The 19,002-nt window shown below is 53.6% G+C and carries 16 protein-coding genes; 6 read left to right on the top strand and 10 right to left on the bottom strand.

All coding sequences use genetic code 11. The features are described from left to right. Positions 1–268: 268 nt before the first annotated feature. Positions 269–2,056: a monovalent cation:proton antiporter-2 (CPA2) family protein gene (locus tag H7U06_RS09125; protein ID WP_175625812.1), complete on the top strand. Its 1,788-nt coding sequence runs from the start codon at positions 269–271 to the stop codon at positions 2,054–2,056. A 10-nt stretch (positions 2,057–2,066) separates the two neighbouring features. On the opposite strand, the gene H7U06_RS09120 is transcribed toward H7U06_RS09125, so the two are convergent. The 5 genes from H7U06_RS09120 to H7U06_RS09100 form a co-directional block, all read right to left on the bottom strand. Next, positions 2,067–2,966 (bottom strand): DMT family transporter, encoded by a 900-nt coding sequence (locus tag H7U06_RS09120; RefSeq protein ID WP_175625811.1) that lies wholly within the window; start codon positions 2,964–2,966, stop codon positions 2,067–2,069. A 118-nt stretch (positions 2,967–3,084) separates the two neighbouring features. Next, the gene (locus H7U06_RS09115; RefSeq protein WP_175625810.1) at positions 3,085–3,477 is read right to left on the bottom strand and encodes a VOC family protein; all 393 of its coding nucleotides are present in this window, start codon (positions 3,475–3,477) and stop codon (positions 3,085–3,087) included. A 48-nt stretch (positions 3,478–3,525) separates the two neighbouring features. Continuing rightward, positions 3,526–5,520 (bottom strand): glycosyltransferase family 41 protein, encoded by a 1,995-nt coding sequence (locus H7U06_RS09110; RefSeq protein ID WP_175625809.1) that lies wholly within the window; start codon positions 5,518–5,520, stop codon positions 3,526–3,528. 122 nt (positions 5,521–5,642) lie between these two features. Further along, positions 5,643–6,032, bottom strand: a complete 390-nt coding sequence (locus H7U06_RS09105) for a 4-oxalocrotonate tautomerase family protein (protein WP_175625808.1) — start codon at positions 6,030–6,032, stop codon at positions 5,643–5,645. Between the two features lie 46 nt (positions 6,033–6,078). Beyond that, the gene (locus H7U06_RS09100; protein WP_175625807.1) at positions 6,079–6,495 is read right to left on the bottom strand and encodes a MarR family winged helix-turn-helix transcriptional regulator; all 417 of its coding nucleotides are present in this window, start codon (positions 6,493–6,495) and stop codon (positions 6,079–6,081) included. 157 nt (positions 6,496–6,652) lie between these two features. Here H7U06_RS09100 and chrA point away from each other — a divergent pair, with 157 nt between their 5' ends. Further along, a complete protein-coding gene (gene chrA, locus H7U06_RS09095) occupies positions 6,653–7,981 on the top strand; it encodes a chromate efflux transporter (RefSeq protein ID WP_254873192.1) in 1,329 nt (442 codons plus the stop codon). A 100-nt stretch (positions 7,982–8,081) separates the two neighbouring features. Here the strand turns inward: chrA and aceB are convergent, their stop codons facing one another. Together aceB and aceA are read right to left on the bottom strand one after the other, a co-directional pair. Further along, the gene (aceB, locus tag H7U06_RS09090; RefSeq protein WP_175625805.1) at positions 8,082–9,680 is read right to left on the bottom strand and encodes a malate synthase A; all 1,599 of its coding nucleotides are present in this window, start codon (positions 9,678–9,680) and stop codon (positions 8,082–8,084) included. A 94-nt stretch (positions 9,681–9,774) separates the two neighbouring features. Next, positions 9,775–11,097 carry an isocitrate lyase gene (gene aceA, locus H7U06_RS09085; protein WP_175625804.1) on the bottom strand — a complete coding sequence of 441 codons (1,323 nt, stop codon included), beginning with the start codon at positions 11,095–11,097 and terminating at the stop codon, positions 9,775–9,777. A gap of 610 nt (positions 11,098–11,707) precedes the next feature. Between aceA and H7U06_RS09080 the strand changes: the two genes are divergently transcribed. Together H7U06_RS09080 and dbpA are read left to right on the top strand one after the other, a co-directional pair. Further along, a complete protein-coding gene (locus H7U06_RS09080; RefSeq protein ID WP_175625803.1) occupies positions 11,708–12,841 on the top strand; it encodes a GGDEF domain-containing protein in 1,134 nt (377 codons plus the stop codon). Between the two features lie 136 nt (positions 12,842–12,977). After that, the gene (dbpA, locus tag H7U06_RS09075; RefSeq protein ID WP_175625802.1) at positions 12,978–14,372 is read left to right on the top strand and encodes an ATP-dependent RNA helicase DbpA; all 1,395 of its coding nucleotides are present in this window, start codon (positions 12,978–12,980) and stop codon (positions 14,370–14,372) included. A 25-nt stretch (positions 14,373–14,397) separates the two neighbouring features. On the opposite strand, the gene H7U06_RS09070 is transcribed toward dbpA, so the two are convergent. The 3 genes from H7U06_RS09070 to H7U06_RS09060 form a co-directional block, all read right to left on the bottom strand. Then, the gene (locus H7U06_RS09070) at positions 14,398–14,619 is read right to left on the bottom strand and encodes a hypothetical protein (protein ID WP_175625801.1); all 222 of its coding nucleotides are present in this window, start codon (positions 14,617–14,619) and stop codon (positions 14,398–14,400) included. A 69-nt stretch (positions 14,620–14,688) separates the two neighbouring features. After that, positions 14,689–15,810, bottom strand: coding sequence for a class I SAM-dependent methyltransferase (locus tag H7U06_RS09065; protein WP_175625800.1), 1,122 nt, complete (start codon positions 15,808–15,810; stop codon positions 14,689–14,691). A 130-nt stretch (positions 15,811–15,940) separates the two neighbouring features. Continuing rightward, complete coding sequence (locus H7U06_RS09060; RefSeq protein WP_175626099.1) at positions 15,941–16,168, bottom strand: hypothetical protein; 228 nt, start codon at positions 16,166–16,168, stop codon at positions 15,941–15,943. Between the two features lie 301 nt (positions 16,169–16,469). On the opposite strand from H7U06_RS09060, the gene H7U06_RS09055 reads away from it, so the two are divergent. Both H7U06_RS09055 and ppnN read left to right on the top strand, forming a co-directional pair. Next, positions 16,470–17,453 (top strand): DnaJ C-terminal domain-containing protein, encoded by a 984-nt coding sequence (locus tag H7U06_RS09055; protein WP_175625799.1) that lies wholly within the window; start codon positions 16,470–16,472, stop codon positions 17,451–17,453. A gap of 177 nt (positions 17,454–17,630) precedes the next feature. Continuing rightward, the gene (gene ppnN / locus H7U06_RS09050; RefSeq protein ID WP_175625798.1) at positions 17,631–19,001 is read left to right on the top strand and encodes a nucleotide 5'-monophosphate nucleosidase PpnN; all 1,371 of its coding nucleotides are present in this window, start codon (positions 17,631–17,633) and stop codon (positions 18,999–19,001) included. Position 19,002: the final 1 nt, after the last annotated feature.

Genomic DNA, 19,002 nt, shown 5'->3' with positions numbered 1-19,002 from the left:
CAACAAAAATGTCGTCTTAGCAATATAGGCAAGACGACAAGATTATCCAGGGAAATATGGTGTTAGAAATCAACGTTGTACATTTCAGCGAACAAGCGCATAATCAAACCGCGTTGAGGCAACTCGCGCCAGGTTTTGCACTTTCCACTATAGGACTGGTGAAACCCTCATATCAAGCCTGCTACCTTTTGGTCGCGGGCTTTTTTGTTTGCAGTCCTGCTGGCAATATCGCCCTTCGAGCTTCACTAACAAAAATCAGGAAAATTTTATGGCCATCGAAGGAAACCCCAGCCAACTGGTAGGCATCGTGACCCTCCTCGGTGCCGCCGTCGTCGCGGTGCCGCTGTTCAAACGCATAGGACTGGGATCCGTCCTTGGTTACCTCGCCGCCGGACTGGCGATAGGCCCATCCGGCTTGGGCCTGATGTCGGACGCGCAAACCATCATCCACGTCGCCGAACTGGGCGTCGTCATGTTCCTCTTCATCATAGGCCTGGAAATGAAACCGTCGCATCTGTGGAGCTTGCGCGGACAAATATTCGGCCTGGGCAGCATGCAGGTAGTTCTTAGCTCGGTTTTGCTGACAGCTGTAGGCATGGCCTTTGGTTACTCGTGGCAAGTGTCATTTATTGCTGGCGCAGGATTCGTGCTGACCTCGACCGCCATCGTCATGCAGGTACTCAGCGAACGCGGCGACATGCAAACGCCGCGCGGACAACGCATAGTCTCCATCTTATTGTTTGAAGATTTGCTGATCGTCCCTTTGCTGGCGATCGTCGCTTTCATTGCGCCGCCTGACGCCACCATTACGCATGGCGCACCGGTACTGCAAAAAATCATCTTCGCCGCCCTCTCTCTGACCATACTGATAGGCGCAGGCATCTGGCTACTTAATCCGCTATTCCGTGTACTGGCAAAAGCGAAGGCACGTGAAGTCATGACCGCAGCCGCCCTGCTCGTCGTACTCGGTGCAGCGCTATTGATGGAAGTCGGTGGCCTGTCGATGGCAATGGGCGCATTCCTCGCAGGCGTGCTGCTGTCGGAATCCACCTTCCGCCATCAACTGGAAGCAGATATAGAACCGTTCCGCGGCTTGCTGCTGGGACTGTTCTTCCTCGGCGTCGGCATGGCATTGAATCTGGATGTGGTCGGCGAGAACTGGCGCATCGTTGTGGCTGGTGTATTAGCACTCATGATGACCAAAGCCTTCTGCATCTACTGCGTCGCACGACTGGCAAAAAGCAATCACTCGGAAGCCATCGACCGCGCCATCCTCATGGCACAAGGCGGCGAATTCGCCTTCGTACTCTTCACTGAAGCACTCAAGTTGAATGTGATTTCAGCTGAAATCAATGCAAACATCACTGCCATCGTTGTGCTCTCGATGGCTCTGACGCCGATGGTAGTGGTACTACACAAACGCTTAGGCGGGAAAATAACTGCCTCACTCGACGGCGTCGAAGAACCAAGGGATGTGCAAGCCAGCGTCCTCATCATCGGCTTTGGCCGGGTCGGCCAGATCGCGAGCCAAGGCCCGCTGGCCAAGGGAGTCAAACTCTCCATCATCGACAGCGATCCGGACGTCATCCGCGCGGTTGAGCCCTATGGCTTCAAGGTCTTTTATGGTGACGGCGGACGCCCGGAGATCCTGCACGCTGCGGGCGCATTGCAAGCCTCAGTCATCCTGGTCTGCATCAATGACAAACACGCTGTCACCCGCATCGTGGAAACGGCGCGGCAGGAATGCCCGCACACCAAACTCGTGGTGCGTGCTTTCGACCGTGAACACGCTCTCGAACTGGTCAAGCACAATGCCGACTTCGTCGTGCGCGAAACCTTTGAAGCATCGCTGCAAATGGCCAAACACGCGGTCGTCCTGCTGGGCTCAGAGCCGCAGGAAGCGGAAGATTTGATTAGCGAAGTACGTAGCCGCGACGCAGAGCGCTTTGCGCTGGAGACTACCGGCGGGCTGTTTGCCGGTCGTGCACTGGTGTTGGGGAATATTGAATATATCCCGCCGCCGCGAGCCGAAGAAGATGAGCCTAAGGATGGCTAACCTCGCTTGATTAGCGCCGTGAAGAAACGACGATCCCGCCCACGATCAATATGAAGGCGACGCCATGATACAGATGCGGCATTTCGCCGAGAAATGCTGATGACATCAATGCGGCGAACAACGGCGTCAGGTTGCTGAAGAAGCCAGCGATCGTCGGCCCCACCCTTTGCACGCCTATGCCCCAGCAACGCAAAGCGATGATGGCTGGGCCGATTGCGACGAAGATCAGCGCCGCGATCAATGGCCAGCCCCAGTCTATATGCAGATCTCCTAGCGCCCATTCGCCAGCTGTAAACATGCAAGACCAGGCCACGCCGAAAGCAACCTGTGCCAGTAGGAAAGCCGCCCAGTTGCTACGTATCTCTTCCGGGTCTTTCGGCAACGTCAGCAACCAGCTGTAGAAAGACCAGACGATGGCGGCGATGATCATGAAGATATCACCGGCCACCAGGCGCAAAGCCAGCAGTTGTCGCAGCTCGCCCCGGCTCAGCACAATCAGCACACCTACTATCGATAGCACTGCGCCCAAGCCCTGCTTGAACGATACGCGCACGCCGAAGAACAGCGTCCCTATCAGCAACATCCACACCGGCATACTGGCCGCTACCAGCGTCACGTTAATCGGTGAAGAAGTCTGCAACGCCAGGTATTGCAGCGTGTTGTACAAGCCGACGCCGAGCAGCCCCAATATCGAAAACCGTCGCCAGTGCGTCCAGAACGGACTGTTACGGCGGAAGATCCAGCTTGCCAGCGGCAACAGGATTAGCATAGCAATCGACCAGCGCAACAGATTCAAGGTAACCGGCGGCACCATCGCATTCACCGAGCGGCCAACAATTGCATTCCCGGCCCACATCATGGGCGCGAGCGTTAGCAGTAATACAGTCGATGGCGTAATCTTGTGAGTCATGAGCAGAAAAGAGAAAGCCTTTGCAAGTCCTGACTATGCAAAGGCAGATGTAAACAATCCGAGAGGATACTTGATAAGGCTGACTTGTGTCTGACGCCGCCTTATTCAAGCTTTAACGCTAACCGGCATCGACGATGCGATTCGATACCTCAATCAGATTGAAATCGGGATCGCGCAGATAAAGCGACAGAATGGGGCCGGTGGCACCGGTGCGACGTATCGGCCCTTCCAGTACCGTGACGCCGCAGTTGTTGAAGTGCTGCAGCACATCATCCAGCGGTACGCTGGTGAGGAAGCAAAGGTCAGCCGAACCCGGTGTCGGATGTTCGGCCTTGGGCTCGAATTCCTTGCCGTGCTGATGCAAATTGATTTTTTGCGTGCCAAAAGTCAGCGCCTTGCGGCCAGCACCGAAGATAACGACTTCCATTCCCAGCACACGCTGATAGAACGCGATCGTGACTTCTATGTCCTTGACCGTCAGGACGAGGTGATCAAGTTGATCCAGCTTCATGGCCGCTCCAGTTCTGTCAGAGGCAACAATTCACTATGAAAAAATCCATCATGATTTCTTCGGTACGTTCATTCTGGCAGAGTCTTCCCCATTTTTATACCGTCGCAACATCTCTTCATACGCCCACTCTAAATGATGTGCAAAGCGATCTGCATCGAATAGCGGTGATGCTTGTATCTTATGACGCAATTTTTCACGTACGGCCGATAAAGCATTTTTATCCGTCGCCAGCTCAAAAGCCAACTGTTCATAACCCGCCAACGTATGCGTAACCAACTCAGGCATATCTATTGCATTCAGTACACTTTGCCCGACTCGACCCGCGAAGGTAGTCCCGACACAAGTAACAACCGGCACATTGGCCCACAGAGCATCACTTGCCGTCGTGTGCGCATTGCAAGGCAAAGAATCCAGGAACAGATCGGATAGCGTCACGCGCGCCAAGTGTTGCGGCAGCGGCATATTTTTTGCAAAAATAATTCTCTTCGGATCAACGCCTCTTTTTATAGCTTCGTTGCAAATATTGTCTTCAAAGTTGCCCGTTTTCGTCAGCAACCAAAGAACACTACCCTCCACCCGCTTTAACAAACTCATCCAGACAGAAAATACTGTCGGATTATTTTTATAGGTGTTATTGAACGAACAGAATACAAATCCTTGTTCCGGCAATCCACAATCTGCTCGCGTAGGCAACGGCTGATGTATCTCCCTGTTCCTGCCGTTTACCTGGTAACTATCAGGCATATACACAATTGATTCGGAGTACAGATCCTCATCTTCGGGCGTAATCAGGAATCTATCAGCGATCAGATAGTCGAAATATTCCGCCCCCATCGTCCCTGGATAGCCCAAATAACTAACCTGGATCGGGGTTGCACCATAAGTAAAAATGCCGGGCCTTCCGTCGTCCGTATAGCCTTTTAAGTCAATCGCTATATCAATTTTCAATTCTGATAAAAGCTCAGCTATCTGACGATCACTCTTTCCCTGAACATCTATAAACTCATCAAAACTTGTCTCTAATTCTTTCCTGGTCTGACTTCCGTCATCCGGGCCGTACGATATTGCAATGACATCAAAGCGTTTTCGATCATGTCTTTTAAATAGCTCCAACATTAAAAATGCAGTAGCGTGCTGATGATAATCGGCGGACAGATAGGCAAGCCGAATACGCTCATTTGGCTTCGAGCCGTCTTTGCGGGGCGCCATTTTCGCGGGCGGATATAAATCTGCCGTATACCTCTTTGTAGCAAGTGACTGCTCTTGAGGTGAGTTTGAAAGGATTGCCATCACAAAAGGTGTAACGCATTTCTTGCCATTTCGAATCGATGTTTTCATCAACTCATAGTGATGATCAAGATTGGACCAATCGGCAGACATAAACTTCGCGTACAACAAAGAACCCCGCGCGCCCTCAAAATCCGCATCAATAACTAATACTTTTTCATATTCTGCAATCGCCTGCTGGTACTGTTGCAAACTGAAATGAGCATCACCTTTTGCACGCAAAGCCATCGCATCTTTAGGCTGCAATCTCAACACCTGACTACAGCAAACGATCACTTTTTCAAACTGCCGCAACTGCACAAACACCCAGCCAAGATTTGTCCAAAGTTCGGCAGAGTTTGGATTTAACTTATATGCAATTTCAAATGCCTGAGTAGCCTCGTTTAATCGACGCAAGGAACAAAGTGCCCGTGCCTTATCGTGGTGCGCTTCAAAGAAATTCGGGTATAAACCAATTGCTGTATCAAAACATTTGATTGCTTCGTCAAACTTCTCTATCTCGTACCATGCTTTCCCCAGGTAATACCAACCTTCTATGAAGCCTGGTTCCAATTGCATGAGACGGGCCAAATACTCTGCGGCCTTAAAGAAATCTCCCTGACGACCGAATATAAACCCCAATAAGCGAAAGACATGCGGATCGGTCGGCATCTCGACTGACAACTGAATCAGTATTTTTTTTGCTGCATCCAGATCGTTTTTTTCATAGAAACTATTTGCCAGTTGAAAATTGGACTTGTATTTCTCAGTATTCAAGATGCGCTTTCTATTTTTTAGTTCCGAGGGCGACGGAAACTATATACGGCAAATCACCTGCAGCCAGGATTTTCTTCCTGCACAGGCAGATGAATCGTAGATGCCGATATTCTATCGCGTCCTCAATGGTGGTAGCGATACTCTTGCGTATAACCACCATAACCATACGAAGCCGCCCTCACATCCTGCACATAGATATAGCTTTCTTCATGCAGGTTGCCCAGGATGCGCTCGAAACCGGCAAACGCTTCCCTGATGTACTGCGCCTTCTCATCCTTGGTGTTGGTTTCATCTGTAATCTTGATGTCGAAGTAAAAGCTGTTTTTCTTTTGCTCGCTCAAGAGATGCCCGCCTACCACCCAGCTATCGTGGCTCACATAGTCGATAGCAATCGCCGTGACTTCGCGCTTCTTTTTCAGGATGCGGGTCGTCAGGTCCAGCAATAACTCGGCAATTTGCCTGGTCAGTTCCGGTGTTTTTTCTGCACTTACTTTCACGTTCAGGATAGGCATTTTCAACCCCTTTTAGTTTGCTATGCAACTACTTATTTAAAAAAACTCAGCTGATGACTGAGCGAACTTTTTTAACTTTACTAACGGTTTCATCAAAATTTGCCTGACCCAGCTCCTTCTTCAGGCGCTTACTTACTTCCCCACTGGCCGTGTCCAGCTGTTCCCTTAATGCGATACCCGCTGCACTTGGTTCGATCGCCGATTCGCGCCCATCACGCTCGGTCGCCACCCTCCGCAACAAGCCCATCTGCTGCAAACCATCCAGCGTACGGGTCGCGGTTGAACGAGAAATCGCCAAAGTAGCTGCCACTTCACTCTGCAACATCCCTGGATTCGCCAACACTGCCCGCAGCATGAAAGCCTGCGCCGGCGTCAGGCCAAACGGCTTGAAAGCCTTGGTCCATTCACGTTCGAGTACGCGGGCCAGGGCTGTCGTATTGAAATAGAGGCAGTAATCAAACATGACTGCAGCATAGATCAAACTAATTCGCTATGCAACTAAATATTTGATTTATTTTATGCTCCGTACACAGCTGCTCTATGTAATAGTCTTGCCACTCCAGTACACAACCTTTCCATCCGACATGAACCCAGAACCTGGCACCCCTGCCGCAGCAGCTATGGCGACTCCCGCCCCAGTCAGTTTCATGCAGGCACTGGCCCTGTGGTTCAAGCTGGGCTTTATCGGCTTTGGTGGTCCGGCGGCGCAGATTTCGCTAATGCACAGGGAGCTAGTCGAACAAAGACGCTGGATCAGTGAAAAGCGCTTCCTGCATGCGCTTAACTATTGCATGCTGCTGCCCGGCCCCGAGGCACAGCAACTGGCCACTTATATGGGCTGGCTGCTGCACAAGAGCAAAGGAGGCATCGCCGCTGGCGCGCTCTTCGTGCTGCCCTCCTTGTTTTTCCTGATCACGCTGTCCTGGTTGTATATCGCCTACGGTCATGTGCCTTTGGTAGCGGGTCTGTTTTACGGCATCAAACCGGCGATTACGGCTGTGGTCGTACATGCAGTCCATCGCATAGGCTCGCGCGCCCTGAAGAATGGCTGGATGTGGGCGATAGCGGCCGCGTCGTTTGTCGCAATCTTTGCGCTAAATGTGCCCTTCCCTATCATCGTCGCCGCAGCAGCACTGACCGGTTTTCTCGGCGGCCGTTATATGCCAGCCAAATTCACGGTTGGCGGCGGGCACAAGCAGGCCGATAAATCGTATGGCCCGGCGTTGATCGATGACGACACACCGACGCCTGCCCATGCGCAATTTCGCCGGTCCAGGCTGATCAAAATCCTGCTGGCTGGAGCCGTGTTGTGGTGCGTGCCGATGACGATCCTGACCCTGCAACTGGGCTGGGATCATACGCTGACACAGATGAGCTGGTTCTTTACCAAGGCCGCCTTGCTGACCTTTGGCGGTGCCTACGCGGTGCTACCGTATATCTATCAGGGTGCAATCAGTCATTACAACTGGCTTACACCTACGCAAATGATAGATGGCCTGGCGCTGGGCGAAGCCAATCCGGGGCCGCTGATTATGGTGGTGGCTTTTGTCGGTTTTGTCGGCGCCTATGTGCAATCCGTGTTCGGCCCGGACTTGCAGTTTATTGCGGGTTGTACGGCGGCAATACTCGTGACCTGGTTCACCTTCCTGCCCTCGTTCATCTTTATCCTTGCTGGCGGCCCAATGGTTGAATCCACCCATGGCAACCTGAAATTCACCGCGCCACTGACCGGCATTACCGCCGCAGTCGTCGGCGTAATCCTGAACCTGGCGGTGTTCTTTGCCTATCACGTGTTGTGGCCGAAGGGATTTGCCGGAGACTTTGACTGGATCGCGGCATGCATGGCTATCGTCGCAGCGATTGCATTGGTACGCTATAAACGCAATGTCATTCACGTCATTGCTGCCAGTGCCGTTATCGGTTTGCTGCTGAAAACACTGGTCCTGTAAAAAAGCCGGAGTTACCTTGCAGGGCAACTCCGGCGCAAGAGAAGGCACTCTTCAGCGCTATCCCAGACACATCAATTATTTCGCTTTAACTTTCTGTGCTTCAAATTTCTTCGTATAGAGGTAGTGTCAGAAATTCTGCAAATGCAGTTGCCGTCGACATTTCCTCGAAGATTTGCGCTGCGCGCGCATAGCTGGGGCTGCTGCCGTTAGGCGCATCCTGCTTCACTTTCAGCAGCTCTTCCTGAATCATAGGCCGCACCATTTCTGCGGTGATTTTACGGCCGTCATCCAGTACCCCCTTGCTCGAACGTATCCATTGCCAGACTTGCGAGCGGCTAATCTCTGCAGTTGCCGCATCTTCCATCAGGTTGTGGATAGGCACGCAGCCATTGCCGTCCAGCCAGCTACCGAGGTAGTGGATACCGACGTTGATGTTGTAGCGCAGGCCTGCTTCGGTGATCGGCGTTTCCGGCTGGAAGGCCAGCAAATCATCCGCCGTTGCATGCACATCATCACGCTGTTTGTTAATCTGATTAGGTTTGTCGCCCAGGACTTTTTTGAACTCTGTCATCGCCAGATCGACCAGGCCTGGATGCGCGACCCAGCCACCGTCGTAGCCGTCTATCGCATCACGTTCCTTGTCGATGCGCACCGCATTCATCGCCAGTTCATTCTTGACCGGATCGTTTTTGATCGGGATCAGCGCCGCCATACCGCCCATCGCGTGTGCACCACGACGATGACAAGTCTTCAGCAACAGCAAAGCGTAGGAACGCATGAAAGGCACAGTCATGGTGACCTTGGCGCGATCAGCCAGGCAGAAGTCTTTGTCCAGGCGGAATTTTTTGATGCACGAAAAGATGTAGTCCCAGCGCCCCGCATTCAAACCTGCGCTGTGGTCTTTCAGTTCGTACAGGATTTCATCCATTTCGAAAGCGGCGAGTATGGTTTCGATCAGCACGGTCGCCTTGATCGTACCCTGTGGCAGGCCCAGTTCACGTTGCGTCATGACGAAGATGTCATTCCACAGGCGCGCTTCCAGATGCGACTCCAGTTTAGGCAGATAGAAGAACGGGCCGGAGCCACGTTTCAGCAATTCATGCGCGTTGTGATACATGTACAGCGCGAAGTCGAAGATACCGCCGGATACGCGTTTGCCATCGACCAGTACATGCTTCTCGTCCAGGTGCCAGCCACGCGGGCGCACCAGCAGGGTCGCGATTTTGTCGTTGAGTTTGTATTGCTTGCCGTTGCGCTCGGTGGTGATGGTTTTGCGCACGGCATCGATCAAATTAAGCTGGCCTTCGATCTGGTTTTCCCAGTTCGGTGTATTCGCATCTTCGAAATCAGCCATGTACACATCGGCACCCGAGTTAAGCGCATTGATCACCATCTTGCGATCGACCGGGCCGGTAATTTCGACGCGGCGGCAAGCCAGTGCTTCCGGTATCGGTGCGATGCGCCAGTCGGCTGCGCGGATCGCGGCAGTCTCCGGCAGGAAGTCCGGACGTTCACCGGCGTCGATACGCTTGGCACGTTGGACTCGTATCGCCAGCAATTCTTGACGGCGCGCTTCAAAGCTACGGCTCAGTTTGACGACCAACGCCAGCGCTTCAGGCGTCAACACCTGTTCGTAGTCTGCTTTGAATTCGCCTTCAATTTCAATACCTGCCGGGATGTCTATCGTGCTCTCAGTCATGCTTGTCTCCGTATAATTAAATCAGTGATGGTCTACTTTGTTATAACTTCAAACTAACCGCACCCCCACGGGTGCGGCCTCCTTTTACAAGACGCTAAGCTGCGCGCCCTGCAATACAAACCTTGGCTACTTTGCTGTCAAAAAATTGTTCGTCTTCGGTAGAGCCATGCAAGGCGGTAGTCGAAGACTGACCTTGCTGGATGACCTGGGTGATCGCATCGAAATAGCCGGTGCCGACTTCGCGCTGATGTTTTACGGCGGTGAAGCCTTTGTCCGCAGCTGCAAACTCGGCTTCCTGCAATTCGACGAAGGCCGACATTTGGTTGCGTGCGTAACCATGTGCGAGGTTGAACATCGAATAGTTCAACGAATGGAAACCGGCCAATGTGATGAATTGGAATTTGTAGCCCATCGCGCCCAACTCCTTCTGGAACTTGGCAATGGTTGCGTCGTCGAGGTTTTTTCTCCAGTTGAACGATGGCGAGCAGTTATAGGCCAGCATCTTGTCGGGGAATTTGGCATGAATCGCATCTGCAAATTGCTTGGCGAATTGCAGATCTGGCTTGCCGGTTTCGCACCACAACATATCGACATACGGCGCATAAGCGAGACCGCGCGAGACTGCCTGATCAAAGCCGGAACGGGTTTTGTAGAAACCTTCTACCGTACGCTCACCAGTGAGGAAAGGTTTATCGTTGGCATCGACGTCCGAGGTCAGCAAGTCAGCTGCTTCGGCATCGGTACGTGCGATCACCAGCGTGCGGGTGCCGCAAACGTCAGCAGCAAGGCGCGCCGCATTGAGTTTTTCTACTGCTTCACGGGTGGGCACCAGCACCTTGCCGCCCATGTGTCCGCATTTCTTGACCGAAGCCAGCTGATCTTCGAAGTGCACGCCGGCAGCGCCCGCTTCTATCATTGCTTTCATCAGCTCATAGGCATTCAGCACACCACCGAAACCAGCTTCCGCATCCGCCACGATAGGCGCAAAGAAGTCGACATCACCCTTGCCTTCCGACCACTGGATCTGGTCGGCGCGCTGGAAGGTGTTGTTGATGCGCTTGACCACCAGCGGTACCGAATTGGCCGGATACAAGGATTGATCCGGGTACATTTCACCGGCGACATTGGCATCACCGGCGACCTGCCAGCCCGAAAGGTAGATCGCTTTCAAACCTGCTTTTACCTGTTGCATCGCCTGATTGCCTGTCAGCGCACCCAGCGAATTGACGAAGGGTTCGTTATTGCACATCTCCCACAGCTTGTCGGCACCGCGTTGTGCCAGTGTGTGTTCGACTTGCAGCGAGCCACGCAGGCGCACCACATCTTCAGCCGTGTAATTGCGTGTCACGCCTTTCCAGCGCGGATTCTCCTGCCAGTCCCGGTTGAGTGCTTCGATTTGCTGTTCGCGGTTTGCCATGATGATTCTCCTCAGTTAAATGCGTGAAATAACAAAGACAAGAAAAAACATTGACTTAATCATAGGCGATATTGCGCACAGCAACAATGTCTTATATAAGATATTTTAATTTTTTATTTTCGTTATTTATCAAATACTTATAATGCATTTTTCTGAATGTGAAACGATATTCTACCCTTTGGAATTTTTTATTGATGCAGCGCGATATTAATATTCCGTATTATGAAAACATATATTTGGTCGTGAAAAATCAGCGCTTTTCAGGCGTTTACATGATTTCAATTGGGCAAATAAACGATGTGAAGGAATGAAGGAGTGGCGATCCGGACGCGAACGCTACACAAACCACCACACACGTGCATCAAAGTGCACAGCCGTTAGCAACCTTCCAACTTGAGTTGCAAGGCGGTAAGATGTCACCCATGTTGTTGCGGCATGCATGCCGCATCGCACAAGCTTTTACGCAACTCATCTCTGCCTCTGGAGCCTGCTCCAGATGGCATGTTTCCCGACTATTTCAGCAAGCGGCCCAGGGCGCTGCGTTTCAAACGCTTATTTTTTGAGAGTACAGCCAGTGCCAAAAATCGACGTCTTTTCCCTGTTTGTCGCCATGACACTCAACTTATGCATCATGGCCGTCGCACTGCCGTACTTTATGGGTCGGGTGAATCGTGCCGCACGGTACGCGCAAACCGGGATCGTGCTGCAAACGGCAGGTTGGATTTCGCTGTTTTCATCGAGCGCAACCGTACCCGGCGGATGGACCGACCAACTGCTGTCTACCATAGCGATGGGCTGTGTTTCGAGTGGCATGGTATTCAATGCCATGGCCTTTCAGATATGGTGCGGCCGCAAGGTCAGTGCACGTACGCCAGCGGCCATTGCCGTATTAATGACCGTCGGCTACAGCATAGGCTTTGCCAACTATCCATTTCGCGTGGGCTGGGCCAACGCCCTGCTGGCCTTGCAGATCGCCACGGTGATCGTTGAACTGTGTCGCCCACCAACGGTAGCAGTCGGACGCTGGCGCTGGCTATTGGCCATTTGCCTCACCATACAAATGATCGTGCTGGCCTGCCGCGCGGTGCTGGGGGCGTTCTACACTGCCGAATTCCCGAATTTCTTTGGCCCCTATCTGGTCAACCAGATATTTGCCTTGTCATCGAATTCGATGATGGTGCTGTCAGTCGTCGCTATCCTGCTCGCTCATCGTGACGAAGCTGCACGCGAGCTGGAACGGCTGGCCACACTGGACGGCCTGACTGGTGTCCTGAATCGTCGCGCCTGGCTGCTGCAGGCTGGCATCGACTTCGCCAGCAGCATGCGCTACCGACAGCCTATCGCCCTGCTGATGATAGATCTAGACTATTTCAAGCAAATCAACGACACACACGGCCACACTGTGGGCGACGGCGCGCTCCAGCTTTTTGCGAGCGGATTGCGGGCTGTCAGCCGTACCGGGGACGTATTCTGTCGATACGGTGGTGAGGAATTTTGTGTGCTGCTCAAATGTGCGGATCTCAACGCGGTGATGGCATATGATCAACGCATGCGCCAGTGGCTGGCGCAGCACTCCCTCCAGGAGCTGGGATTCAACCTCTCTTATAGCGCCGGTATTGCCATGCGTTTGCACGATGAAGACACCATAGACGCCATGTTGCAGCGAGCCGACTTCGCACTATATGAAGCCAAGTCGCAAGGACGTGGTTGCACACTCGCCAGCTCGGTAAGGTTGACTGCCTGATTTTGCTTGTAATGTGATGCCAATATGCAAGTCGCTACGCTTGCATGAATTTATTGGCGCTTTATGCAGCTGAATTCCGCATCTGCCGCCCATGCCTGTTAGACTGCGTGTCCTTTGCCGCATTACTTCAAAATCCATGACCGCCACCTCCTTTTCCAGTCTCGCCCTCTCACCTGCCATGCTGAGCAATCTGGAGTCACTCGGCTATCGCGAGATGACGCCGATACAGGCGCAGAGCCTGCCTGTGATACTGGAGTTACGCGATTTGATTGCGCAAGCCAAGACCGGCAGCGGCAAGACCGCAGCGTTTGGCATAGGCTTGCTACAGAAGCTGAACCCGACCTGGTTTGCGGTGCAGGCACTGGTGATTTGCCCGACGCGTGAACTCGCGGATCAGGTGTCAAATGAACTGCGTCGCCTCGCGCGCGCCACCGAAAACATCAAAGTACTCACGCTGTGCGGTGGTGCTCCGATGCGTCCGCAAATCGCCTCGCTTGAGCATGGCGCACACATCGTGGTCGGCACGCCTGGTCGTATCCGTGATCACATCTCACGCGAAACGATCAATCTGTCCAAAGTACAGACGCTGGTGCTGGATGAAGCTGATCGCATGGTCGATATGGGCTTTTATGAAGAGATTGCAGGCATCGTCAGCGCCTGTCCGACACGTCGCCAGACTTTGCTGTTCTCCGCGACCTATCCCGACGATATACGCCGCGCCAGCGCCGAGTTCCTGCGCGATCCGGTCGAAATCAAAGTCGAAGCACAACACGACGACAGCCAGATCGAGCAACGTTTCTATGCGGTCGACTATGACGACCGCAATGCCGCTGTCGCGACGCTGCTGAAGCACTACCGTCCGGTATCCACGCTGGCTTTTTGCAATACCAAAATCCATTGCCGCGAACTGGCAGCCGAGTTGCGCGCACAAGGTTTCAGCGCGCTAGCCTTATACGGTGAACTGGAACAACGCGAACGTGATGAGATCCTGGTGCTGTTTGCGAATCAAAGCTGCTCGGTACTGGTCGCCACCGACGTCGCGGCACGCGGACTCGATATCCAGTCGCTGGGCGCGGTGATCAACGTCGATGTCTCGAAAGATACCGAAGTACATATCCACCGCATCGGCCGTACCGGTCGTGGTGGTGACAAGGGCCTGGCGCTGAGCCTGTGCGCGCCGAATGAAAAGAAATGGGTCAAGCTGATAGAGGAATATCAGAACAAGCCGGTGCAATGGTATGAGCTGAACGAACTCGAAGTAGCTGAAGGTGGCGACTTGCACGCACCCATGGTGACGCTGTGCATTATGGGCGGCAAGAAAGACAAACTGCGGCCCGGCGACCTGCTCGGCGCATTGACCGGCGATGCAGGCCTCACCAAGGAACAGGTCGGCAAGATCAATGTGTTTGAATTCATGACCTACGTCGCGCTGGATCGCAAGGTGGCGGACAAGGCTTATGCGCGTTTAAGCAATGGCAATATCAAGGGGCGCAATTTCAAAATGCGTTTCATCGATACCGACAGCAATTAAGCCGCGGTAGCGATGCTGCTGCACATCAATGATGATGGTGGTGCGACCAGTTACCGTCTTCCGAATTCATAAAGGACTCGACCGCGTCTTTCTGACCGGTCGCGTAACGCGTGATTTCACCGCAGGTGCATATACCCTGGTACGGCTGGATGTGTGAGCAGGCAGAGACTTTCTGCAAAAATACCTGTACCGATTTCGTGCACTTCTTGCACTTGAAAGTCAGTATGCGGGCCGGTTTGTTAGCCATATTAATTCCTGAATGATGTGAGTACGACGCTGCACTTTGCGTGAGCTGCAGCGCCGCTATTATAAAAGATCAGCGTGCTGCCAGACGCCACAAGGAAGTGGTTTCAGCCGCGCGCGCATGGTGCAGCGGATCGCTGGCATCTGTTGCGCGTGGATGCACTGGCTTGGTATCGATGCGGGCGATGACCTTCAAGCCTGCGCTCTCTATCATTTGCAGCAATTCTTCCCTTGTCCGCAAACCCAGATGTTCGGCCAGATCCGACAGGATCAGCCAGCCCTCGCCCCTGGCTTCCAGATGCGCCGCCAGTCCGTTGAGGAAGCCACGCAGCATGCGACTGTCCGGATCGTAGATTGCGTATTCAATAGCCGAACTTGGGCGTGCCGGTATCCACGGCGGATTACAGACGATCAGCGGTGCTTTGCCTTCCGGGAATAAATCGGCTTCCAGTACTTGCACACGATCACGCAGGTCGAGGCGCGACAAATTCTCTTTGGCACAGGCCAGTGCGCGCGCATCCTGATCAGTAGCGATGACTTTCTCGACGCCGCGCTGCGCCAGCAGGGCCGCAATCACACCAGTACCGGTACCTATATCAAAGGCCAGCTTCTTCGATGGCAGCGGCGCTTCCGCAATCAGGTTCAGGTATTCACCGCGCACAGGTGAAAACACACCGTAGTAAGGATGGATACGCGCACCCAGCGCAGGAATTTCCACGCCGTTCTTGCGCCACTCATGCGCACCGATCAAACCCAGCACTTCGCGCAGCGAAACCACGAACGGCCCGGTGCTCGCACCATACGCTTCATTGCACGCCAGCTTGATATCCGGCGCACGGCGCAAGCCTATACTGTAGTCCGCATCGACTTCCAGCAGCACCATGCCCAGCGTACGTGCACGTTGTGATTGCGCCTGACGGTGGAAATTGAATGCATCTATCGGTGTCGTCGCCGCCTTGCGCGGTTTGCGCTCGATACGGCGTGCCAGTGCTTGCAGCAGTTGACGTGCATTCTGGTAGTCACCGCGCCATAGCAAGGCAGTACCTTCACTGGCGAGGCGGAAAGCGGTATCAGCCGTCAACTTGTCGTCGGCGATCATGACGCGCTTGGGCGCCGCATGACCGCTCTCGGATTGCCAGCGCGCCGTACGGTCAGCACCGGCTTCATTCCAGGTGATCTGTGCAGGCGTGCTCAAAATGGTGTCCGTGACAGGCATACAGCAGCCCTGGTGGCAGGAAGGTTAAAATGCATGGTTATTCCGATGTTGCAAAGGCGGCGCCAGCTTAGATGCGCCGCTTGGAGTGAAAAGTGTGTCGCAGCCAGCCTTATTTCTTTTTGTAGATTTCCGGCTTGGATTTATTGCGTTGTTCGAAGATGGTTTTGGCGTCTTTTTCCGCCCTGTCCTGCGTACGCATGGCCGGATCATCGTCGTGCAAAGTGAAGTAATCCGCGGCCTGGGCGCGCATCACGTACTTGATGGCAGCGGCGTCGCTGAGGTCGAATCTTTCGGTCATGAGCGTCGTCACTTCGTCCAGATACTCTTCGTAGGTCATGCTTTTCATCTTAATAATGCGGTTTATTGAACGAAGTTGAGAGTATGCCCTTCAAACTGTCAGCGACCTAGCTGTATCGCAGTGTTTGCTTTCAATTTAGGCAACAACAACAGGGAATATTGACTATATTGAAAGTATTCAGGCATTTCGCCTAGCTTGGAAATTGACAAACAATACTCGCCTTATTCATCCAATCAGCCGTGACATGATCATGTCAAAATGACCCTGCCATAAACCGCCTTCAGCACCAAAACGGACCAATTCCGGCAAAATCGACGCAGGCAAGTGACGAAAACAGCAGATGAAATTCAAGGATCATTACGCAACCCTGGGCATCCCGCGCGATGCGACGCAAGACGCAATCAAGAATGCGTACCGCAAACTCGCGCGCAAATATCACCCTGACGTGAGCCGGGAGATGTATGCCGAAATCCGCTTCAAGGAAGTCGGCGAAGCCTATGCCATCCTGAAGGATACGGCCAAGCGTATGGCCTACGATCAGGAATACCGCCCTGCTTTCAGCTATCGCGAAGCCTCAGCCAAACGCACACAGGAACAAGCACGCCCACAACCGCAAGCTGGCGCAAGCACACGTAACGCGGCACCGAAAGAACCACCGCCATCAGCCAAACCACGCGCCGAAGAAAACTTCAGCAACATCCTGGATGAAATGATGGGCCGCCCGGGTTCGCCACCGCCCAAGCCGCGCGGTGTGCACATCCACGGCAGCGACCAGCACACCAAAGTACAGATAGACCTGGAAGACACTTTCCATGGCACCACACGCAATGTGTCGATGCCGACCTATATGACCGACGAATACGGCATGCCTATCGTCTCCAAGCGCACATTGAAAGTCAGCATTCCCAAAGGCATGCGCTCGGGCCAGACGCTGCGCCTGGCAGGCCAGGGCTTCCCCGGCACCGGCGACGGCAAGGCCGGTGACCTGTACCTGGAAATCGTGATCCGCCCGCACCGCCGCTATCGGGTCGATGGGCGTGACATCTATGTCGATGTACCGCTCACCAGCGACCATGCCGAACAAGGCACGGTCGTGCATGTGCCGACACCGGAAGGTTCAGTCCAGCTGGCGATCCCGCCCGGCTCCAGCATAGGACGCAAGCTGCGCCTCAAGGGTAAAGGGATACCCGGCGATCCGGCCGGTGATATGTATGCGGTCATTACCAAGCTGAGCCAGCCCATCCATACTGCGGTCGCACAAAAAGCGTATCGCGCATTAAAGGCCGCTTTCGACTTTGCGCCGCGTACCGACACCGAGCGCTAATCTCCTGCCTTTGCAACAAACCACCGTTTTCATGGTCTGATCATTCCTACAGGCATGAAAACGGATTAGTCCTCGCACGCATTTCTGCAGCACACTATCTGCGGCGCGACACAGACGCTATACTTGCCTGAAAACACCATCTAAAAAATATAAACTCATTCGGAAGTTAAGCACTCTATGGCATATGAAGTAGTCGATACACAGCTCTCTCCTGACGGCCGTCTTGATATCTTGTCTAAAGCCGAAGTACACAGGCTTCTGGACACCCGCAACGGCGGCTTATACCAACTCTTCCGCAACTGCGCACTGGCGGTACTGAACTGCGGCAATGACACCGATGACGCGAAGGAATTGCTGAACCGTTACAGCTCCTTTGAAATCAGCATCATCCAGCGTGAGCGCGGCATCAAGCTCGACATCAAAAATGCACCGGCCAGCGCCTTTGTCGATGGCAAAATGATCAAGGGCATACACGAACACCTGTTCTCGGTATTGCGCGACATCCTGTTCACCCATGATGAAGTGATTTCGAATCCGACCTTCGACCTCGAGTCGTCGGCCGGCATTACCGACTCGGTCTTTCACATCCTGCGCAATGCGAATGTGCTGCACCCGCACCTCAACCCGAAACTGGTCGTATGCTGGGGCGGTCACTCGATCTCGCGCGAAGAATACGATTACACCAAGAAAGTCGGTTACGAAATCGGCTTGCGCGAAATGGATATCTGCACCGGTTGCGGACCAGGCGCGATGAAAGGCCCTATGAAAGGTGCGACTATCGGTCACGCCAAGCAACGCATCCCGACCGGCCGCTACCTCGGTGTGTCTGAGCCAGGCATCATCGCAGCCGAAGCACCTAACCCTATCGTCAACGACCTGGTGATCCTGCCGGATATCGAAAAACGCCTGGAAGCATTTGTACGCATAGGCCACGGCATCGTCGTGTTCCCCGGCGGTGCAGGGACTGCGGAAGAAATCCTCTACATCCTCGGCATACTGCTGCACCCGGACAATGCTGGCCAACCATTCCCGCTGGTATTTACCGGCCCCGCCAATTCAGCCGACTACTTCAAGCAGATCGACCATTTCATTGGTGTGACACTGGGGCCGAAAGCACAGAAGCTGTACAAAATCATCGTCGATGATCCAGTGCAAGTAGCGCAGGAAATGCAGGATGGCATCAAGGCAGTACGCGAATTCCGCAAGAGCAAAGGCGACGCCTATTACTTCAACTGGGGTCTGAAGATAGACCACGCGTTCCAGATGCCGTTTTTCCCGACCCATGAGAACATGCGCAATCTATCGCTGCATCAAAATCAGGAACGACATGAACTGGCGGCCAACCTGCGCCGGGCGTTTTCTGGTGTAGTGGCGGGTAACGTCAAGGAAAGCGGCATACGCGCAATAGAAGAGCATGGTCACTTTGAAATCAGCGGTGACCTCAGCATCATGGATCCTATGGATAAATTGCTGGCGGCCTTCGTCGCGCAGGGACGCATGAAACTGCCGGGCAAGGCTTACACGCCCTGCTATCGCGTCATCAAGTAAG

This window comes from Herminiimonas sp. Marseille-P9896, assembly GCF_903993245.1.
Lineage (GTDB): Bacteria > Pseudomonadota > Gammaproteobacteria > Burkholderiales > Burkholderiaceae_D > Oxalicibacterium > Oxalicibacterium contaminans.
This window is presented reverse-complemented; position numbering and strand designations above follow the sequence as displayed.

What these genes read in the sequence shown, in the direction of transcription:
- chrA (WP_254873192.1), top strand. Translation starts at nt 6,653, where the DNA reads ATGGCGACTCCCGCCCCAGTCAGTTTCATGCAGGCACTGGCCCTGTGG.
- H7U06_RS09070 (WP_175625801.1), bottom strand. Translation starts at nt 14,619, where the DNA reads ATGGCTAACAAACCGGCCCGCATACTGACTTTCAAGTGCAAGAAGTGC.
- H7U06_RS09120 (WP_175625811.1), bottom strand. Translation starts at nt 2,966, where the DNA reads ATGACTCACAAGATTACGCCATCGACTGTATTACTGCTAACGCTCGCG.
- dbpA (WP_175625802.1), top strand. Translation starts at nt 12,978, where the DNA reads ATGACCGCCACCTCCTTTTCCAGTCTCGCCCTCTCACCTGCCATGCTG.
- H7U06_RS09100 (WP_175625807.1), bottom strand. Translation starts at nt 6,495, where the DNA reads ATGTTTGATTACTGCCTCTATTTCAATACGACAGCCCTGGCCCGCGTA.
- H7U06_RS09115 (WP_175625810.1), bottom strand. Translation starts at nt 3,477, where the DNA reads ATGAAGCTGGATCAACTTGATCACCTCGTCCTGACGGTCAAGGACATA.
- H7U06_RS09125 (WP_175625812.1), top strand. Translation starts at nt 269, where the DNA reads ATGGCCATCGAAGGAAACCCCAGCCAACTGGTAGGCATCGTGACCCTC.
- H7U06_RS09080 (WP_175625803.1), top strand. Translation starts at nt 11,708, where the DNA reads ATGACACTCAACTTATGCATCATGGCCGTCGCACTGCCGTACTTTATG.
- H7U06_RS09105 (WP_175625808.1), bottom strand. Translation starts at nt 6,032, where the DNA reads ATGCCTATCCTGAACGTGAAAGTAAGTGCAGAAAAAACACCGGAACTG.
- aceA (WP_175625804.1), bottom strand. Translation starts at nt 11,097, where the DNA reads ATGGCAAACCGCGAACAGCAAATCGAAGCACTCAACCGGGACTGGCAG.
- ppnN (WP_175625798.1), top strand. Translation starts at nt 17,631, where the DNA reads ATGGCATATGAAGTAGTCGATACACAGCTCTCTCCTGACGGCCGTCTT.
- H7U06_RS09055 (WP_175625799.1), top strand. Translation starts at nt 16,470, where the DNA reads ATGAAATTCAAGGATCATTACGCAACCCTGGGCATCCCGCGCGATGCG.
- aceB (WP_175625805.1), bottom strand. Translation starts at nt 9,680, where the DNA reads ATGACTGAGAGCACGATAGACATCCCGGCAGGTATTGAAATTGAAGGC.
- H7U06_RS09060 (WP_175626099.1), bottom strand. Translation starts at nt 16,168, where the DNA reads ATGACCTACGAAGAGTATCTGGACGAAGTGACGACGCTCATGACCGAA.